General features: G+C 44.3%; 13 protein-coding genes. 8 read left to right on the top strand and 5 right to left on the bottom strand.

Annotated features, from left to right (window positions below; translation table 11 throughout):
- The first annotated feature begins 18 nt into the window (after window positions 1-18).
- A complete protein-coding gene (locus tag DWW70_RS04175; RefSeq protein ID WP_117874647.1) occupies window positions 19-1440 on the top strand; it encodes a hypothetical protein in 1422 nt (473 codons plus the stop codon).
- A 2-nt stretch (window positions 1441-1442) separates the two neighbouring features.
- Complete coding sequence (locus DWW70_RS04170; protein WP_118649270.1) at window positions 1443-2339, top strand: hypothetical protein; 897 nt, start codon at window positions 1443-1445, stop codon at window positions 2337-2339.
- A gap of 176 nt (window positions 2340-2515) precedes the next feature.
- On the opposite strand, the gene aroA is transcribed toward DWW70_RS04170, so the two are convergent.
- Together aroA and DWW70_RS04160 are read right to left on the bottom strand one after the other, a co-directional pair.
- A complete protein-coding gene (gene aroA, locus DWW70_RS04165) occupies window positions 2516-3793 on the bottom strand; it encodes a 3-phosphoshikimate 1-carboxyvinyltransferase (RefSeq protein WP_118649269.1) in 1278 nt (425 codons plus the stop codon).
- A 75-nt stretch (window positions 3794-3868) separates the two neighbouring features.
- Window positions 3869-4963: a prephenate dehydrogenase gene (locus tag DWW70_RS04160; RefSeq protein ID WP_243017652.1), complete on the bottom strand. Its 1095-nt coding sequence runs from the start codon at window positions 4961-4963 to the stop codon at window positions 3869-3871.
- Between the two features lie 274 nt (window positions 4964-5237).
- On the opposite strand from DWW70_RS04160, the gene DWW70_RS04155 reads away from it, so the two are divergent.
- Together DWW70_RS04155 and DWW70_RS04150 are read left to right on the top strand one after the other, a co-directional pair.
- Window positions 5238-6509 carry a M18 family aminopeptidase gene (locus DWW70_RS04155; protein ID WP_118016724.1) on the top strand — a complete coding sequence of 424 codons (1272 nt, stop codon included), beginning with the start codon at window positions 5238-5240 and terminating at the stop codon, window positions 6507-6509.
- A 106-nt stretch (window positions 6510-6615) separates the two neighbouring features.
- Window positions 6616-7728, top strand: coding sequence for an N-acetylmuramoyl-L-alanine amidase family protein (locus DWW70_RS04150; RefSeq protein WP_118649267.1), 1113 nt, complete (start codon window positions 6616-6618; stop codon window positions 7726-7728).
- Between the two features lie 51 nt (window positions 7729-7779).
- Here the strand turns inward: DWW70_RS04150 and DWW70_RS04145 are convergent, their stop codons facing one another.
- Window positions 7780-8505 carry a pseudouridine synthase gene (locus tag DWW70_RS04145; RefSeq protein ID WP_015533207.1) on the bottom strand — a complete coding sequence of 242 codons (726 nt, stop codon included), beginning with the start codon at window positions 8503-8505 and terminating at the stop codon, window positions 7780-7782.
- Window positions 8506-8785: 280 nt separating this feature from the next.
- Here DWW70_RS04145 and DWW70_RS04140 point away from each other — a divergent pair, with 280 nt between their 5' ends.
- Window positions 8786-9400, top strand: a complete 615-nt coding sequence (locus tag DWW70_RS04140) for an SH3 domain-containing protein (RefSeq protein WP_015533206.1) — start codon at window positions 8786-8788, stop codon at window positions 9398-9400.
- 115 nt (window positions 9401-9515) lie between these two features.
- On the opposite strand, the gene DWW70_RS04135 is transcribed toward DWW70_RS04140, so the two are convergent.
- Together DWW70_RS04135 and DWW70_RS04130 are read right to left on the bottom strand one after the other, a co-directional pair.
- Complete coding sequence (locus DWW70_RS04135) at window positions 9516-10169, bottom strand: response regulator transcription factor (protein WP_118016722.1); 654 nt, start codon at window positions 10167-10169, stop codon at window positions 9516-9518.
- A 53-nt stretch (window positions 10170-10222) separates the two neighbouring features.
- Window positions 10223-11380 carry a sensor histidine kinase gene (locus tag DWW70_RS04130; protein ID WP_118649266.1) on the bottom strand — a complete coding sequence of 386 codons (1158 nt, stop codon included), beginning with the start codon at window positions 11378-11380 and terminating at the stop codon, window positions 10223-10225.
- A gap of 302 nt (window positions 11381-11682) precedes the next feature.
- Between DWW70_RS04130 and DWW70_RS04125 the strand changes: the two genes are divergently transcribed.
- The 3 genes from DWW70_RS04125 (at window position 11683) to DWW70_RS04115 (ending at window position 15025) form a co-directional block, all read left to right on the top strand.
- Window positions 11683-12630, top strand: coding sequence for an ABC transporter ATP-binding protein (locus DWW70_RS04125; RefSeq protein WP_118016720.1), 948 nt, complete (start codon window positions 11683-11685; stop codon window positions 12628-12630).
- Between the two features lie 84 nt (window positions 12631-12714).
- Window positions 12715-13878, top strand: coding sequence for an ABC transporter permease (locus DWW70_RS04120; RefSeq protein ID WP_118649265.1), 1164 nt, complete (start codon window positions 12715-12717; stop codon window positions 13876-13878).
- Window positions 13865-15025 (top strand): ABC transporter permease, encoded by a 1161-nt coding sequence (locus tag DWW70_RS04115; protein ID WP_118649264.1) that lies wholly within the window; start codon window positions 13865-13867, stop codon window positions 15023-15025. Before DWW70_RS04120 ends, DWW70_RS04115 begins: the two co-directional genes overlap by 14 nt.
- Window positions 15026-15062 lie beyond the last annotated feature (37 nt).

The following is a 15062-nucleotide window of genomic DNA, read 5'->3' as shown; positions in this document are numbered from 1 at the left end:
ATAAAACGGAGGTGTACGATGGACAAGAAAAAAATAATATGTGCAGCACTTATTTCTGTTATGGCATTAAGTCTTGCTGCGTGTGGAAATAAAAAAGTTGATTATGGAATGAATGGGGGAAGTGATGATACAGGTAATGCAGGAGGTCTTGAGGGACAGCTGGATATACCCGATAACTGCGATGTTACTTTTGACATAGGAGAATCAAAACTCTCATCGATAACATTGAAGGATGATGATATAGAGGTTCCAGATGCTGATAGAGTATATAAAGTCGGGTTTGACATGGTAAATGCACCATGTTCAGATGATGAACTTAAAACTATAATATCCAGACTTTTTGACGAGACATCAGAAATAAGGTGGCAGGATGGCGATGCTGCTGAGTCAAAGGAAATCCTGGATAACACGATAGCTTCATATAAGGCGGACATAGAAAAGGCTTTGGCGAGTGATGATCCTGGTTATGCAGAGCTTTTAGAGGAAGGTATGAAAAGATGGGTAGACGAGAGAAATAGCATTGATGATGAGTTACCAATAGCTACAGAATATAAGATTAATGAGCATTATGTTGCGGAATCCGGTGGGGTACAGAGAATATTTATGGCGGCATCGGATAATGAAGATGGAGGTGGATATAACAATTACTATTTTACATATGGTATGACACCTGAGGGTGAGGATAAGGCTCTTGTATCAGAGGTTCCAGGAACTGAAAGTACGTATGAGATCAATGTTGTCGGTGAAGACATATATGATGGGGATGAGAAGAACCCAATCACAGAAGATGAAGGACTCAGTTCTGCAATGAAGTTACTAGACAATCTGGGGATAAGCGGATTTGCCTGCACAGGGACAGAAGAGGCGGTGAGAGCCTGGACAGGCGGTACTTATGGTGAAGATGTCATAAAAAAGCCTGATGGATACAGATTCCAGTTCGGACGGAAGATAGATGGGATAGATGTGGTATACTCAACAGATATCGACACCGTGGATAGTATTGATACCGATAACCTTACCTATAAAGGTGGAGTTGACAAGGCGGTAATAAGTGTTGATAAGTTTGGGGTTGTCTCATCTACAGTGTATGTATATGCCGACGAGGATACGTTTGATAAAGAGGAGGTCAAGCTTTTAAGCTGGGATGAGATGATTAAAGCTGCGGGCGAGAGTATAGCCAAATATTATAAGGATCACCCGACAAATTATGGAACGGTGGAATTTAATGATGTGGAACTTGCCTATGTACCATGTGCTGATGAGTCGGGAAATAAGTATTTTGTTCCGACATGGATATTTTCTCAGAATGAATATAATGAGGATTACCGATGTGACATGCCGATACAGAGGGTATATATAAATGCGATAGATGGAAACTACATAGATATAGTGGATAACATGAAGAAGATAGGAATGTATGAGGAGACAGGCAGGAAATAGTCATGAATAAGATACCAAAGTATGTTGTTATCATAGCCTGCATATTGGTAATGGTGGTGTTGCTACCATTAGGTTATGTTAGATATAAGACGCGTTACGAAGCTGAGCAGATAAGTGTGTCAACGTCTCCAGATGGTGATTATAAGCTTGTGATCTATTCTGTTGGTGACCCGGATTTTCCATTTGGAGCTGCCCATGGAAGACTGGTGCTGAATGGCAAGGAGAAGACGGTTGCATATAGGTCATTTGAAGTGGCAAATGATGGTGCAAGATTTGATGAAAGCGATCTAAAGACGACATGGTATATTGATCGTGTGGAGGTGGTAGTGTCTGGCTCTGAACAGCGTGACGAGCTTGTGACCATGCGTTTTAATGGGCAGACCAGCAGTAGACGTCTCACGACCAGATATAGAAGAGAAGATACGGATATAGAAAAAGACAGCGAACAAGACTCTGCGATAACGGAAAAAGCTTCGGGTGACAGCAGGGAGAATGCAGAGAGCTCCACTGATTCCTCTGTTGATCCTGATGTAAATGATCAGCCAGAAAATAAGGAAATTACAGTCGGGTATCAGGCGATCTTTGAGAAATATTCAGATGCCACAGCTGGAAAATTCGAAGTATATTACGGCGCCTCGGAGTCATCATCAAGATGTATATTGTCTGAAAGTGACACTACAGTGGAATACATTGTATATGATGGCAAGTCAGAAAATGAGAAGTGCGGTCTGTATGTAAGGTATCGTACTGAAAAAGGCGGTGATGGAACATATGATTATGGTAGCGCCGAAATAGAAGATATCTATGCATATGTATTTTCCAGTGGAGAAGTGATAAGTAGTGGAAAGACAAACTGGGAAGATACTGGAACGGATGAGTTTGAGAGGGCAACGGAGTAAGCTGTTGTGAATAGTCCATGAACTGTGGTAAAATGAATATTGGACAGAGCAGGATATCATTAAATTATTAGGATAAAAAGTAACACAAATAAAGGCAACACAGCTGTCTGGTAGGATGCAAAGCATCACAGACTGTAGTGTCGCCTTTATTTGTGCTAAAAATAATCTTTATATCTTTAACGTTCCAGCCCACCCAGATCATCATAAAATCCCGGATATGAGATGTTCACGCACTCGGCTCCGGTGATCTCTGTATCGCCATCAGCGTTAAGTCCTGCGATGGCAAAGCTCATGGCGATTCTGTGATCCAAGTGACTGTCGATCACTGCACCGTGAAGAGGCTTTCCGCCGCGTATTATCATTCCGTCATCGGTTGCAGTTATGTCTGCGCCCATGGATGAGAGAGCGTTTACCATGACATCTATTCTGTTTGATTCCTTGACCTTGAGCTCCTGGGCATCCCTGATGATGGTCTCACCGTCTGCAAAGCATGCGAGAACTGCTATGGCAGGGATCTCATCTATGAGCTTTGGTATGATGGAACCCTCAATGACACAGCCCTTGAGACTTGATGTCCTGACTGTTATGTCAGCGGTTGGCTCACCGCATCCGCTCACTACATTGGAGTATTCCATATCGCCGCCCATTGCCTTGATTACTTCAAGTATTCCGTCTCTGGTCGGGTTGATTCCAACATTCTTGATGGTGATGCATGAGTTCGGAGTGATAAGTCCTGCAACAAGGAAGTAAGCAGCTGATGATATATCTCCAGGTACAAGTATCTTCTGTCCAACAAGCTTATCCACAGGCTTTACGGTAGCCGTAGTTCCCTCTGTTTTTATATTGCCGCCAAATGACTCAAGCATGAGTTCAGTGTGGTTTCTTGACACATATGGCTCGGTGACACTTGTCTCGCCGTCTGCATAGAGTCCGGCAAGGAGTACACATGACTTTACCTGTGCTGACGCGACAGGTGAGTTGTAGTGTATTCCATGGAGTTCCTTTCCGTTTATAAGGAGCGGTGCACAGTCATTTCCGAGTTCGGATGTGATGTCGGCACCCATCATGGAGAGAGGCGTCATGATTCTCTTCATAGGACGCTTACATATAGAAGCATCACCTATGAGTCTGCTTGCAAATGGCTGAGCGGCAAGTATACCCGATATAAGTCTGGTGGTTGTTCCGCTGTTGCCGACATCGAGTGTGCCTTCAGGCTTTGACAGTCCATGCAGTCCTTTGCCGTGTACAGTAACGACACTGCCGTCGTAATCAATGTCTATACCCATCTGCCTGAAACAGTTCATGGATGATATACAGTCTGCTCCATTTAAAAATCCGTGTACCTCGGTTATTCCATCTGCGATTGAGCCGAACATGATGGAACGGTGGGAGATGGATTTGTCCCCCGGTATTGTTATCTCTCCGTTAAGTGATCTTACTCTGTTGATTTTCATAATTTATGGTATTCCTTTAATGTAATAAATGTAGTTAAGTTCGTGACCTTTATCTGCCGATAAAGCCGGTTATGTCTAACGATTATATATACTGTATCCCGCACCTTTAAGCACATCCTGCGCAGCTTTTCTGGCAGCTTCGTCATAGAATGAAAGCCTGAGAACCCCTTCCTCATCCTCCCGGTTGTGGGAGACTCCGATGTTCTTGAGGCTTATCTTTGCCTCTGCGATAAAAGCTGTCACCTCTGCCAGCGCACCAGCCTCGTCAGGGATATCTACAAACAGTTCATGGTGCATTCTTATGACACCGCTGCTGTTGTTAGGAATGGAATCTCTGTAATCTCTGGCGGATGCAAAAAAAGCATTTATCCCAGCCGCATCGCGCTGCTTAATATGATAAATCATTTTGTCTATAAGCTCAACATATTCCTGAAGACCGTTTACGATATTGTCAGGATTTGCCAGAAGAATGTGCTCCCATACCACGGGATTGGAGGATGCGATCCTGGTTATATCTTTGAAACCACCGGCTGCCAGTGATTTGAAAATATTGTCCGGGCTGTCTGCCGCTGCGACAAGGTTGACCAGTGAGGCGGCTATGACGTGGGGCACATGACTTATGTAAGAGGTTATACGGTCGTGCTCAACAGGTGAGTATGTGATCGGTATTGCGCCCAGATCTCCGATAAATGTGGAGAACTCCTCAGTCTTGCCCGGAAGAACTCCATCTGCTGGCGTGATGAAGTAGTAGGCATTCTCTATGAGCCTGTCGGTTGCCGCCTCGTAGCCGGATCTCTCAGAGCCGACCATAGGATGCCCGCCGACAAAATATCTGGCAAGCCCGAGCTCCTGAACCGCTTCATATATGTCGAGCTTCACACTTCCGACATCAGTCAGTATAGTGCTGTCTGTAAGGAATGGCCCTAGCTGGCGCAGGTATTCTATATTATAGTGAACCGGTGCGCACAGAAAGATATAGTTACATTCTGCTATGGTATGGATATCATCTGTATATTCAGTCAGCGTCCCATCGGAGACAGCTTCCTTGAGTGTAGATAGATTATTGTCAAAGCCGACTATTCTGTAATCAGGGAAAATGCGGTGGATGGATTTGGCAATAGATCCTCCGATAAGTCCCAGACCGATAAATCCTATTGAAAAATCATTCATTTTACGTTCTCCTTTAACAGTTTGACGCATAAAAGCGTTAAAGTATCTATTGGCGATTATACAGCCTTTTGAATGACAGGGCAAGAGAAGATTCACATTGCGATAAAAAAACTTGAATATCAGATGTGGATATTAAGCTAAAATAAGAAGTAAGGGAATTGTATAAGCTGAAGATTTGTACTAAAATCTTTGTGGAGAACGCGGACGATGCACATAAGAAAGTATACTGATGTGTGCGTTTGTCGACCGACCATTATAAGGAGGATAATTTATTATGATAGATACACTTTGCAGACTACTTGACGCCGGTGTCACACAGTTTCATGTTGTGAGGGAATGTGAAGCTGTGCTGCAGGATCATGGTTACAGAGAACTTGATATTGGGGAGTGCTGGGAGCTCACGGCCGGAGGAAGATATTATGTGAAGCCATACTCATCTATGATGGTGGCGTTTGCCGCAGGGGAGATGCCTGAGTATGGCAGGCTGAATATCGGCCTTGCACATACAGATTTTCCTATGCTCAAGATCAAGACTCAGCCGGATATGAACAGAAGCGGCTACCAGACACTGAATGTAGAGCCGTACGGCGGACTTATCAAGGAGACATGGTTTGACAGACCGCTTGGAATCGCGGGCAAGGTCATGGCGCAGACCACGGATCCGTTCAGGCCGAAGACGTATCTGTATGATTCAGAGCGTGCCATGTGCATAGTGCCAAGCCTTGCACCGCATCTGAGAAAGGATGCACCCGGGGAGAAAATGAATGTGCAGAAGGAGCTCATACCTGTATATGGTCTGGATGGTCAGAAGGTGAAAGACAAAGATATATTACAGTATGTGGCAGATGACCTTGGGCTTTTGAAGGACGATATTCTTGATTATGATCTATATCTGTATAACATGGATGGAATGGAGATAGTTGGGGCAGATAAGGATATGATAGCTTCTCCGAGACTTGACAATGTAACTTCCGTGTCAGCGCTTGTTGACACCATGTGCAGAGAGACAAATGGCAATAATACAAATGTTATAGCATTGTTTGACAATGAGGAGATAGGCAGCAGATCGAAGCAGGGAGCAGATTCAGTGCTTCTGTCAGAGATAATAAAGCGAATCATGGAAGGCTTGGATATTGAGGATGGAGCAGGAAGACGCCTTATGAGAGATGCATTTATGCTGTCACTTGATGTGGCGCACGCAACCCATCCCAATTATTCAGAGAAAAGTGATCCGACAAATCAGATTGTAATGGGGCGCGGAGTGGCACTCAAATCAAGTGCGAGCCAGAGATATGTGTCTGACAGTGAGGCATCTGCGGTTATCATGGCTCTGTCGAGAAAACATGATATAAAGATACAGCGACAGGTGAACAGATCGGGGATGGCAGGAGGACAGACTCTTGGTCCTATAGCTTCATCTTATCTGCCGGTCAGGGCTGTGGACATGGGAATACCTATACTGGCTATGCATTCAGCGGTGGAGCTGGGAAGTGCGGAGGATTATGCCCAGCTTGAGAAGCTGTGCGGGGCCGTATTTGGAATGTAGTATGTTGAAATCAGGTATTTGAGCAATTTACTTGTGCAGTTATTACGATTGTGTTACAATAAGATGATGTATTTTTAACTTCAATAATCACTTACGGAGGATACTCATGAAGAAGAAACATTTAAAATATGCAGTGCTCTGCTTTGGACTTGCTTCCATGCTGGCATTTGCCGGATGCGGAAGCAAAGGTGACGATGCTACCACAGCCAATCCGACGGAGACAGAGGCGACCACAGAGGCAGTGACGGTGGCGACTACGGAAGCAACCACTGAGGCACAGCCGGAGAAGGACAAGGATGGCTTTACAATATGTAATGACAAAGTAAAGACTCTTGACTATGTGAATGTCAGAACGAGCCCATCAACTGATGGAGAGATATATCAGGAAGTTGCAAATGATGTTGAGCTGGACAGAATCGGTTATAACGATGAGTGGAGCAAGGTATCTATAGATGGTGGGGAATACTATATATTCTCAGAGCTCCTTGAGGTCGTAGGCGGAGGAGATAAGTCTGATGCATCGACAGAGGCGACAACAGAGAATTCATCGGATGCATCCACAGAACAGGGAACTACATCCAATGTTGGTGAGGGCAAGATGATAGTTATAGATGCCGGACATCAGCAGAATGCAAATGAAGAGACCGAGCCGATAGGCCCTGCTGCTACAGAGACAAAAGTAAAGGCAACCGTTGGCAACACAGGTGTATCAACAGGAATAAAGGAATATGAGCTGAATCTTCAGATCGCACAGAAGCTTGAGGCAGAGCTCACATCCAGAGGCTATACAGTTAAGATGATCAGAACATCGAATGATGTTGATATAAGTAATGCGACGAGAGCAGAATATGCGAACAACCTTAAGGCAGATGCAGTTATAAAGATCCATACAAATGGATCGACAGACGGTAATGCGACAGGTGTGATGACAGTATGTCAGACATCATCTAATCCATATAATTCAGCTATCTATGATCAGTGCAAGAGTCTTGCCACGGATGTTTTATCAGGACTTCTGGCTTCCACAGGAGCTAAGAGCGATGGAATATGGGAGACGGATACCATGAGCGGAATAAACTGGAGTACAGTTCCGGTAACCATAGTGGAAGTTGGCTATATGACTACAGCATCTGAGGAGGCACTTCTTGTAACAGACGATTATCAGAACAAGATCGTCAAGGGAATAGCAGATGGCCTTGATAAATATATTACAGAATAGAAGTCAGTAACATAAATAAAAATAGAGAACAGGATTTCCTGTTCTCTATTTTTATTGTGGCATATCGAACCGGAGAAGACTGACCTCTTCTTCCGAGAGACTTCTGTAGGCACCTGTTGGAAGCGATTCGTCTATCTTCAGCTCACCCATTGCGATTCTTCGCAGAAAAGTAACTTTCATGCCAACGGCCTCAAACATTCGCTTGACCTGGTGAAAACGTCCCTCTGTTATTATGAGTTCGATCTCCGATCTGGCAGCGGTGCTGTCGGAAGATAATATGCGCAGATCTGCGGGCAGTGTAGGTTTTTCATCTCCGATATCCACACCTGTGGCGAAAAGGTTTATGGTATCATCTGTTACATATCCGTCAATCTCTGCGTAATATGTCTTGGGAATGTGGTGTGCAGGAGACAGAAGATGGTGGGTCAGTGCTCCGTCATTTGTCAGAAGTAGAAGTCCTTCTGTGTCTATATCCAGCCGTCCCACGGGTGACAGGTCTTTTGTATTTTCTCCTTTTAGCAGATCGATAACGGTCTGATGCACGTTATCTTTGGTGGCGCTTACACACCCCGCAGGTTTGTTCAGGAGGAAATATCTGTATCTGGAATAATTCAGAATCCTGCCATTATATTTTATAGTATCGTTGTTCTCATCTATCTTTACATCTGAGGATTTAACCGGGGCACCATTGACGGTGACAGTGCCTTTTTTCACATACTGCTTTACCTGACTGCGGCTGCCGATCCCCATTTCAACTAGAAATTTATCAAGTCTCATAATGTACTCCTTTTGTTGACTGTATGATGTCATATGATACCACGAAAATGCGCTTTTTTCAGCAGAAAAGTTAAATGTTACAAAACACAACATGTCGTTACAAACAGTTGTGTAAAACCACTAGAAATTGGTATTTTTTTGTCAGAATCAGTTGACACATGCACATGTGTAGTGTATTATATTTAACAGAAATGTAACAAATGCGGTAACTTTGTAAAATTTAGATTACGAAATACTACATAGAAAATAGCTTGGATTAAGGGTAAAAGAGGAAAAATTAATGACTAGATCACGCAGTAAGTTTGGAAGATTTGTAGATCACATGAGAAGGAATGTTCTCAGTTATAAATATTTAAGACATAACATTTTGATGACAGCACTTGTGGTTGTAATGGCTCTTTGTGTATTTGCTGTCATAAGTTTTGGAGAGAAGGCTGACCCGCTTGCGGATGAATTATATGCGAATGATAGTGTGACTATCAACAAGAGTCAGGCAGTGATGATGGCAGACAGCAGTGTGCAGCTTGCCATCGACGCAGTGGTGCCTGCAGGAAGTTCAGTATCGGCCAACGATACGGCCAGAGTTGCCAGCAATGCATCAGGTAGTATACAGTCTGTGACTTCAGCGTCTACCGAGGCAGTGACAACAGAGGAAGCGACAACAGAAGAGACCCCTTCAGAGGTGCTTCCGGGCGTAACAGCATCAGTGATATATGATGGTGTGTATGTCCATACAGAGCAGTCATCAGAATCAGATATCATAGCTACAGTGAACAGTGGAGAGATGTTCGACGTTGTATCACAGGATGAGAGCTGGATAGGAGTTCAGTTATACGATGGCTCGATCGGATATATTTCAACAGAATATGTAAGTGTGGATGCCTCACTTCAGTAGTAGTGTATATGAGTACCCCTCACCCAGGTACAACACAGTAAGACAGAAAAAGCAAGCCGCATGTCATTCAAGGATGGCGTGCGGCTTGCTTTTTTAGTGTTGTATTGACTGTTGCTCAATTGGTTAGCTTTTTGTAGTAGAAGCACGCCAGCTGTGTGCGGTCTCTCAGCTGCAGCTTGTCAAGGATGGAACTGATATAGTTTCTCACTGTACCCTCGCTCAGATACAGGCTTGATGCGATTTCTTTGTTATTCAGTCCATCTGCAACAAGTCTGATAATATTCATTTCCTTGGAACTGAGTTCGTATTCCATTCCGGCAAATGGCGATGGCTGGACATCTGATGAGGTAGTGTCCATATGTCCAATAAGATCAGGGAGCTTTCCAACTATCTCATCCCCGAATACAGTCTGTCCATTGTATACTGCTTTTACTGCCGGTGCGATGCTCTCAAAATTCTGCTTCAGTATATATCCCTTTGCCCCGATACTCAGTGCTTTGATTATATATTCGTCATCTGAAAATGTTGTCAGGAGAAGAATGCGGGCATCCGGGTGAGAGACCATGATATTCTCAGAAGCCTCAAGGCCATTTATGTTCTCCATGCGGATGTCCATGAGTAGAACATCCGGTTGATATTCTTCGTACAGTCTGATCGCATCAGCTCCACTGCCTCCTGTGGCGGATACCTGTATGTCGTCGCAGGCTTCGAGTATGGTCTGAAGTGACAGTGCCACCAGTTGGTCGTCATCTATTATAACTACATTCATTTGTCGGTTTCCTCCTATTTATAATCAGGATATTTTGCATATCTGTTTGGAATTCAGTCTGTAAAATCTCTTTTCATGATATTGATCAATATGGAAAATCCGTCGTCGGTTGATATCTTCATTGTGCCTCCAAGTTTGTTTACTCTTTCCAGGATACCATTTAAGCCCATCCCGCCAGAAGCGCTTCCTTGTGCCGGGGATAGACCGGAGCGGATGTTCTGTCCATTGTCTGTTATATACAGTTGATAAAATGCCGGGTGTTCCCGCACGCGGATATCCATATGGTCGCCGTTGCTGTGCTTCAGCGTATTGTTAATGGCTTCCTTTACTATGTTGATGAATGAGTATTTGATCTCTCTTGGAAGCTTATCTGACATGTCGTAATCCATGTAGATGTCCATGTTGCTGACGTTGTTGATCACATCATCTAGAGCGGTGCGCAGGTCTATGGATTCATCGTGTAGATCGTGGACACTTTTTCTCATGCTGTCCATGGCGGTATCCAGCGTAGATTGCAGCTGTGCCAGGGGCTTCTCAAGACGCTCGTCTTTGTTGATAACTTTGATGGCACCGGTCTGAAGTATGGATCTGGTGAGCATATGACCGACATTGTCATGAATCTCCCGGGCAATCCTGTTTCGCTCTGACAGGGTGGCGGTGAGCACCATGTTGTCCTGATTTTCCAGCAACTGGCGTGTGTTCTGTGCAACCAGCATGTCGTGTTCTGCAGTATTGTCCCTCATGGCAAGAAGCTCCGCCCTCAGCAGATTTATCCGGCAGCAGTACACGCTCATAGCAAATGAGAATGCGATGAGGCATATCTGCGGGAGAACTGACATCAGAGGATAGTTGACGCACATGTATATGGATAACAGAACAAGTATGACTGGTGACAGCCGTTGTCTGTATCTGTACATGTCGTAGCTGACTATGGACACGAACATATAGACTGGGTGCAGCCAGAATGCGGATACAAGATACGCGCATACCAGTGCCTCGCATATGTATGGATATATTCTGCTGTGGTTCTCGGCGCCCTTCGTGGTGGCTCTGTTCACTGCGGAGATCCCGGCAAGTGCCGGATAGACCGCACCGGCAATGAGCGACAGGAGCAGTGCGATGATGATCCGGGTGTCCGTGGCAGTATTATGCGCATATATCATGACAAATGCTGAGACCAGCAGGAGTCCTTTGTTGATGAGGTGTTTCATAAATATTCTCCATAATGTAGAAAATGCTGTAGTATATATCGTGCTGTCTGAATATCCGTGCCAGACAGTGTGTGCAGCCTAGTGTAATAATTATTATAAATAAATATGAGGGAAAAAGAAACATGACAAATGTCACATTGTGAAGATGACGTTGTTCACTGTGAAAACAGATCAAGGGTGTATATAATGAGAGCATGTAATAAAGAATGTAGCATGCTGATGAGTGCAAACTATCATGTTATGAACGACACTCATAAGATAATGAGGGTCAAAAAACAGGATATCAAAACAGGAGGATATATATGAGTAATTCAGAAAATGCAATAGAGGTTACCAATCTGGTAAAGAGGTACAAAGATCTACTGGCGCTGGATCATTTCAGTTTGACGGTGAAGGCGGGGGAGATACTTGGACTCCTTGGACCAAACGGCTCTGGCAAAACGACAACTATAAATTGTATACTGTCCCTGCTCACATTTGACAAGGGCGATATAAAGGTATTTGGCAAAGAGATGAAGCCCGACAGCTACGATATCAAGAGAGAGATCGGAGTTGTAATGCAGGATGTGGCGGTGTTCGATGAACTGACTGTATATGAGAATATTGATTACTTCTGCGGCCTCTATATAAAGGACAAAGAGAAGAGACGCAAATGTGTTGAGGAGACAATGGATTTCGTGGATATTGCGGATTACAGGAAATTCCTTCCAAAGAAGCTATCAGGAGGCCTTCTCCGAAGACTGAATATTGCCTGCGGAATAGCGCATAAGCCAAAGCTTATATTTTTCGATGAACCGACAGTGGCAGTTGATCCACAGAGCCGCAACAGAATACTTGAGGGGATAAAACGTCTGAATGAGGAAGGCGCGACTATCGTGTACACCTCTCATTATATGGAGGAGGTCGAGCAGATCTGCGACAGGATAGTCATCATGGACAAAGGTAAATCTGTTGCAGTCGGAACAAAGGATGAGCTCAAGAAGATGATCAAGAATACCGAGACCATCAAGGTTGAGGTGCTTGGACTTACAGGCGAGCAGATGTCGGAGCTTCACAGTCAGCCACATGTGTATGAGGACGAATATAACGGAGGCATGCTGACACTTAGATATTCTGGTGGAAGACACAATCTGGTGAGGCTTATGGAATTTTTCAAGGAGCACGACATATCATTTGGCAGGGTAGTCACGGAGCTCCCAACACTCAATGATGTGTTCCTGGAGATCACAGGCAAGGAACTTAGAGACTGATCTGAATGTAAGCTGGATTATGGATTTGTTGAAGAAACAAATATTTGTATATTTCAGATGAACCGGGATTAAAAGGAGAGAAATATGTTTATACGGGATTTCCTATATACGATAAAGATATTGATGCGTGCCAAGGTGTCTATTTTCTGGACACTGGTATTTCCTATACTGCTTGCCACTTTCATGTACATGGCATTTGGCAACATATATGAACAGGATGAGATGTTTAGTAATATCAAGGTGGCGGTGGTCACTGAGGATGAATCGGCAAATGGACTTAACTATATGCTGGATGCGCTGTCGGATGGCGATGATGCCCTTTTGTCGGTTACAAGGATGAGCGAAAGCGATGCGGAAAAGTCACTGGCTGAGGAAGAAGTCGAGGGCATCATATATACGGATGATGTGAAACTCACGGTTGCGGAGAGTTCTGTCAATGCGAGCATACTTGAGACTGTGCTTTCTGAGTACAAGCAGTACGAGCATGCACTTATGGATATATATAAGGATGGCATCGGACTCCAACAGTATATGTCTGGGACTTCCGGTGTGGATGATATGTCGAACCTTGTGGAAAAGCTCTCAGAACAGAGATCATATTATACAGAGAAGGCCAGCACCGAGGGCAGCCAGAACGTGTATAACAATTATTTCTATGCCATATTTGCCATGAGCTGTCTGTTTGCATCACTTTCGTCTATAGGAATGATGAACAATCTTCAGGCAAATGTGAGCGCTACGGGAAAGAGAAAAAATGTGTCCCCACAGAGAAAAATGACATTTGTTCTGGCAGAGTTTGCTGCACTGCTGCTTATACATTTTGTTGTCGAGGTCATAAGCTTTATATACATGTCCTGCATAGGAGTGGATTTTGGCGACAGAGTATGGGAGATCCTGCTTACTCTGTTTGTGGGCTGCTTTATCGGTCTGGCGATTGGAGTCATAGTTGGGGCTATATCAAAGCTTGCTGAGGGAACCAAGATAGGTATTGTGATCGGAATATCCATGGTGATGTCCATCCTTTCTGATCTGTGTATAAACGGGATAAAGTATGAGATACAGCAGCACGTGCCGATTATAAATAAGCTCAATCCCGCGGCTCTGATATCGGATTCATTCTATGCGCTGAATGTTTACAGTGACCACCAGGTTTTCACTGAGAATATCGTCATAATGGCTATTGAGGCTGTGGTCCTCATAACAGTAGGGATTCTCATGGTAAGGAGGAACAGATATGCAAGTGTTTAGATCTTTTTTCAAGGTTTTGAGAAAATATATTGGGGAGATGATTATGTATGTGGGAATCCTGTGCGGAGTTATGATAGTGTTCATCAATCTGGGAAACAAGGATCCACAGAACTATTATAAGGATAAAACGATCAAATATGCGGTGAGCGATGAGGATGGCAGTGAGATGAGCAGAAAATTGGTGGCTTACCTGAATGATACGCAGCAGCTTGTAGATGGCGTTGATATAGACAAACGAGGTATTCAGGATGCTCTCTACAACAGGACGGTGGCTTGTGTGATCAGGATACCGGATGGTTTTGGTGATGCATGGGCAAATGATGCTGCGGATGGTCTGCTTGAGATAACGACTATCCCCGGAAGTCAGGCATCCATGCTGTTTGAGACAAGGCTTGACAGTTATATGAATATGGTATCTCTGTACAAGAAAGCCGGTGATGATGTGAACGATGCAGATAAGAGAGCGAGGGAGGCACTTGAGCAGAAGGCGGAAGTCGATATGGCAGACGGAAAGACCTCAGGACATTCCATGTTATATAACTTCTACAATTATCTCGGCTGGGTCATGATCTGCATAATGATAGTTGGTATAGCTCCGGTTCTGCAGGTGTACAACAGAAAGAAACTCAGAGCGCGTATAGAGTGCTCATCCTACAGATTCTTCAGACTCAACAGAGAACTTGTACTGGGAATGATGTCAACTGGATGTGCGCTGTGTGTGATATTCATAGTGCTGTCGAAAATACTGATAAAATATGAGGTTTTATCGGCAAGGGGAGGAATGTTCATACTGAATATGCTGGTGTATGCCTGCGTGGCACTGTCACTGGCGTTTCTAATTAGCAAGCTGACCCAGAGTGAACAGATTCTTTCTATGTGTGCAAACGTAATATCGCTTGGAATGGCATTCCTCTGCGGGATATTTGTGCCGAGAGAGTTCTTAAGTGACACTGTGATGGCGATAGCACATTTCCTTCCGGCATATTGGTATGCAAATGCAACGGAAGCCATCGACAGTTTTGTATCAGGCAGTTCGGTGTCCGGTATATTTGTGAGCATGGGAGTTCAGGTGCTTTTTGCCGTTCTGTTCATACTTGTTGGAGTGATCGTTGACAGGTACAAGACCGCCGGCAGGGCTATGGCTTAGAAAATACACTGGAAGTTATGAGGCATGGTCTGTTATA

Source organism: Coprococcus sp. AF16-5 (genome assembly GCF_003479365.1).
Classification (GTDB): Bacteria; Bacillota; Clostridia; order Lachnospirales; family Lachnospiraceae; genus Coprococcus; species Coprococcus aceti.
The sequence above is the reverse complement of the archived record's forward strand: the minus strand, read 5'-3'. Positions and strand labels throughout refer to the sequence as shown.

Coding starts and splice junctions, on each gene's coding strand:
- DWW70_RS04175 (WP_117874647.1), top strand. CDS start 19: ATGGACAAGAAAAAAATAATATGTGCAGCACTTATTTCTGTTATGGCA.
- DWW70_RS04170 (WP_118649270.1), top strand. CDS start 1,443: ATGAATAAGATACCAAAGTATGTTGTTATCATAGCCTGCATATTGGTA.
- aroA (WP_118649269.1), bottom strand. CDS start 3,793: ATGAAAATCAACAGAGTAAGATCACTTAACGGAGAGATAACAATACCG.
- DWW70_RS04160 (WP_243017652.1), bottom strand. CDS start 4,963: ATGAATGATTTTTCAATAGGATTTATCGGTCTGGGACTTATCGGAGGA.
- DWW70_RS04155 (WP_118016724.1), top strand. CDS start 5,238: ATGATAGATACACTTTGCAGACTACTTGACGCCGGTGTCACACAGTTT.
- DWW70_RS04150 (WP_118649267.1), top strand. CDS start 6,616: ATGAAGAAGAAACATTTAAAATATGCAGTGCTCTGCTTTGGACTTGCT.
- DWW70_RS04145 (WP_015533207.1), bottom strand. CDS start 8,505: ATGAGACTTGATAAATTTCTAGTTGAAATGGGGATCGGCAGCCGCAGT.
- DWW70_RS04140 (WP_015533206.1), top strand. CDS start 8,786: ATGACTAGATCACGCAGTAAGTTTGGAAGATTTGTAGATCACATGAGA.
- DWW70_RS04135 (WP_118016722.1), bottom strand. CDS start 10,169: ATGAATGTAGTTATAATAGATGACGACCAACTGGTGGCACTGTCACTT.
- DWW70_RS04130 (WP_118649266.1), bottom strand. CDS start 11,380: ATGAAACACCTCATCAACAAAGGACTCCTGCTGGTCTCAGCATTTGTC.
- DWW70_RS04125 (WP_118016720.1), top strand. CDS start 11,683: ATGAGTAATTCAGAAAATGCAATAGAGGTTACCAATCTGGTAAAGAGG.
- DWW70_RS04120 (WP_118649265.1), top strand. CDS start 12,715: ATGTTTATACGGGATTTCCTATATACGATAAAGATATTGATGCGTGCC.
- DWW70_RS04115 (WP_118649264.1), top strand. CDS start 13,865: ATGCAAGTGTTTAGATCTTTTTTCAAGGTTTTGAGAAAATATATTGGG.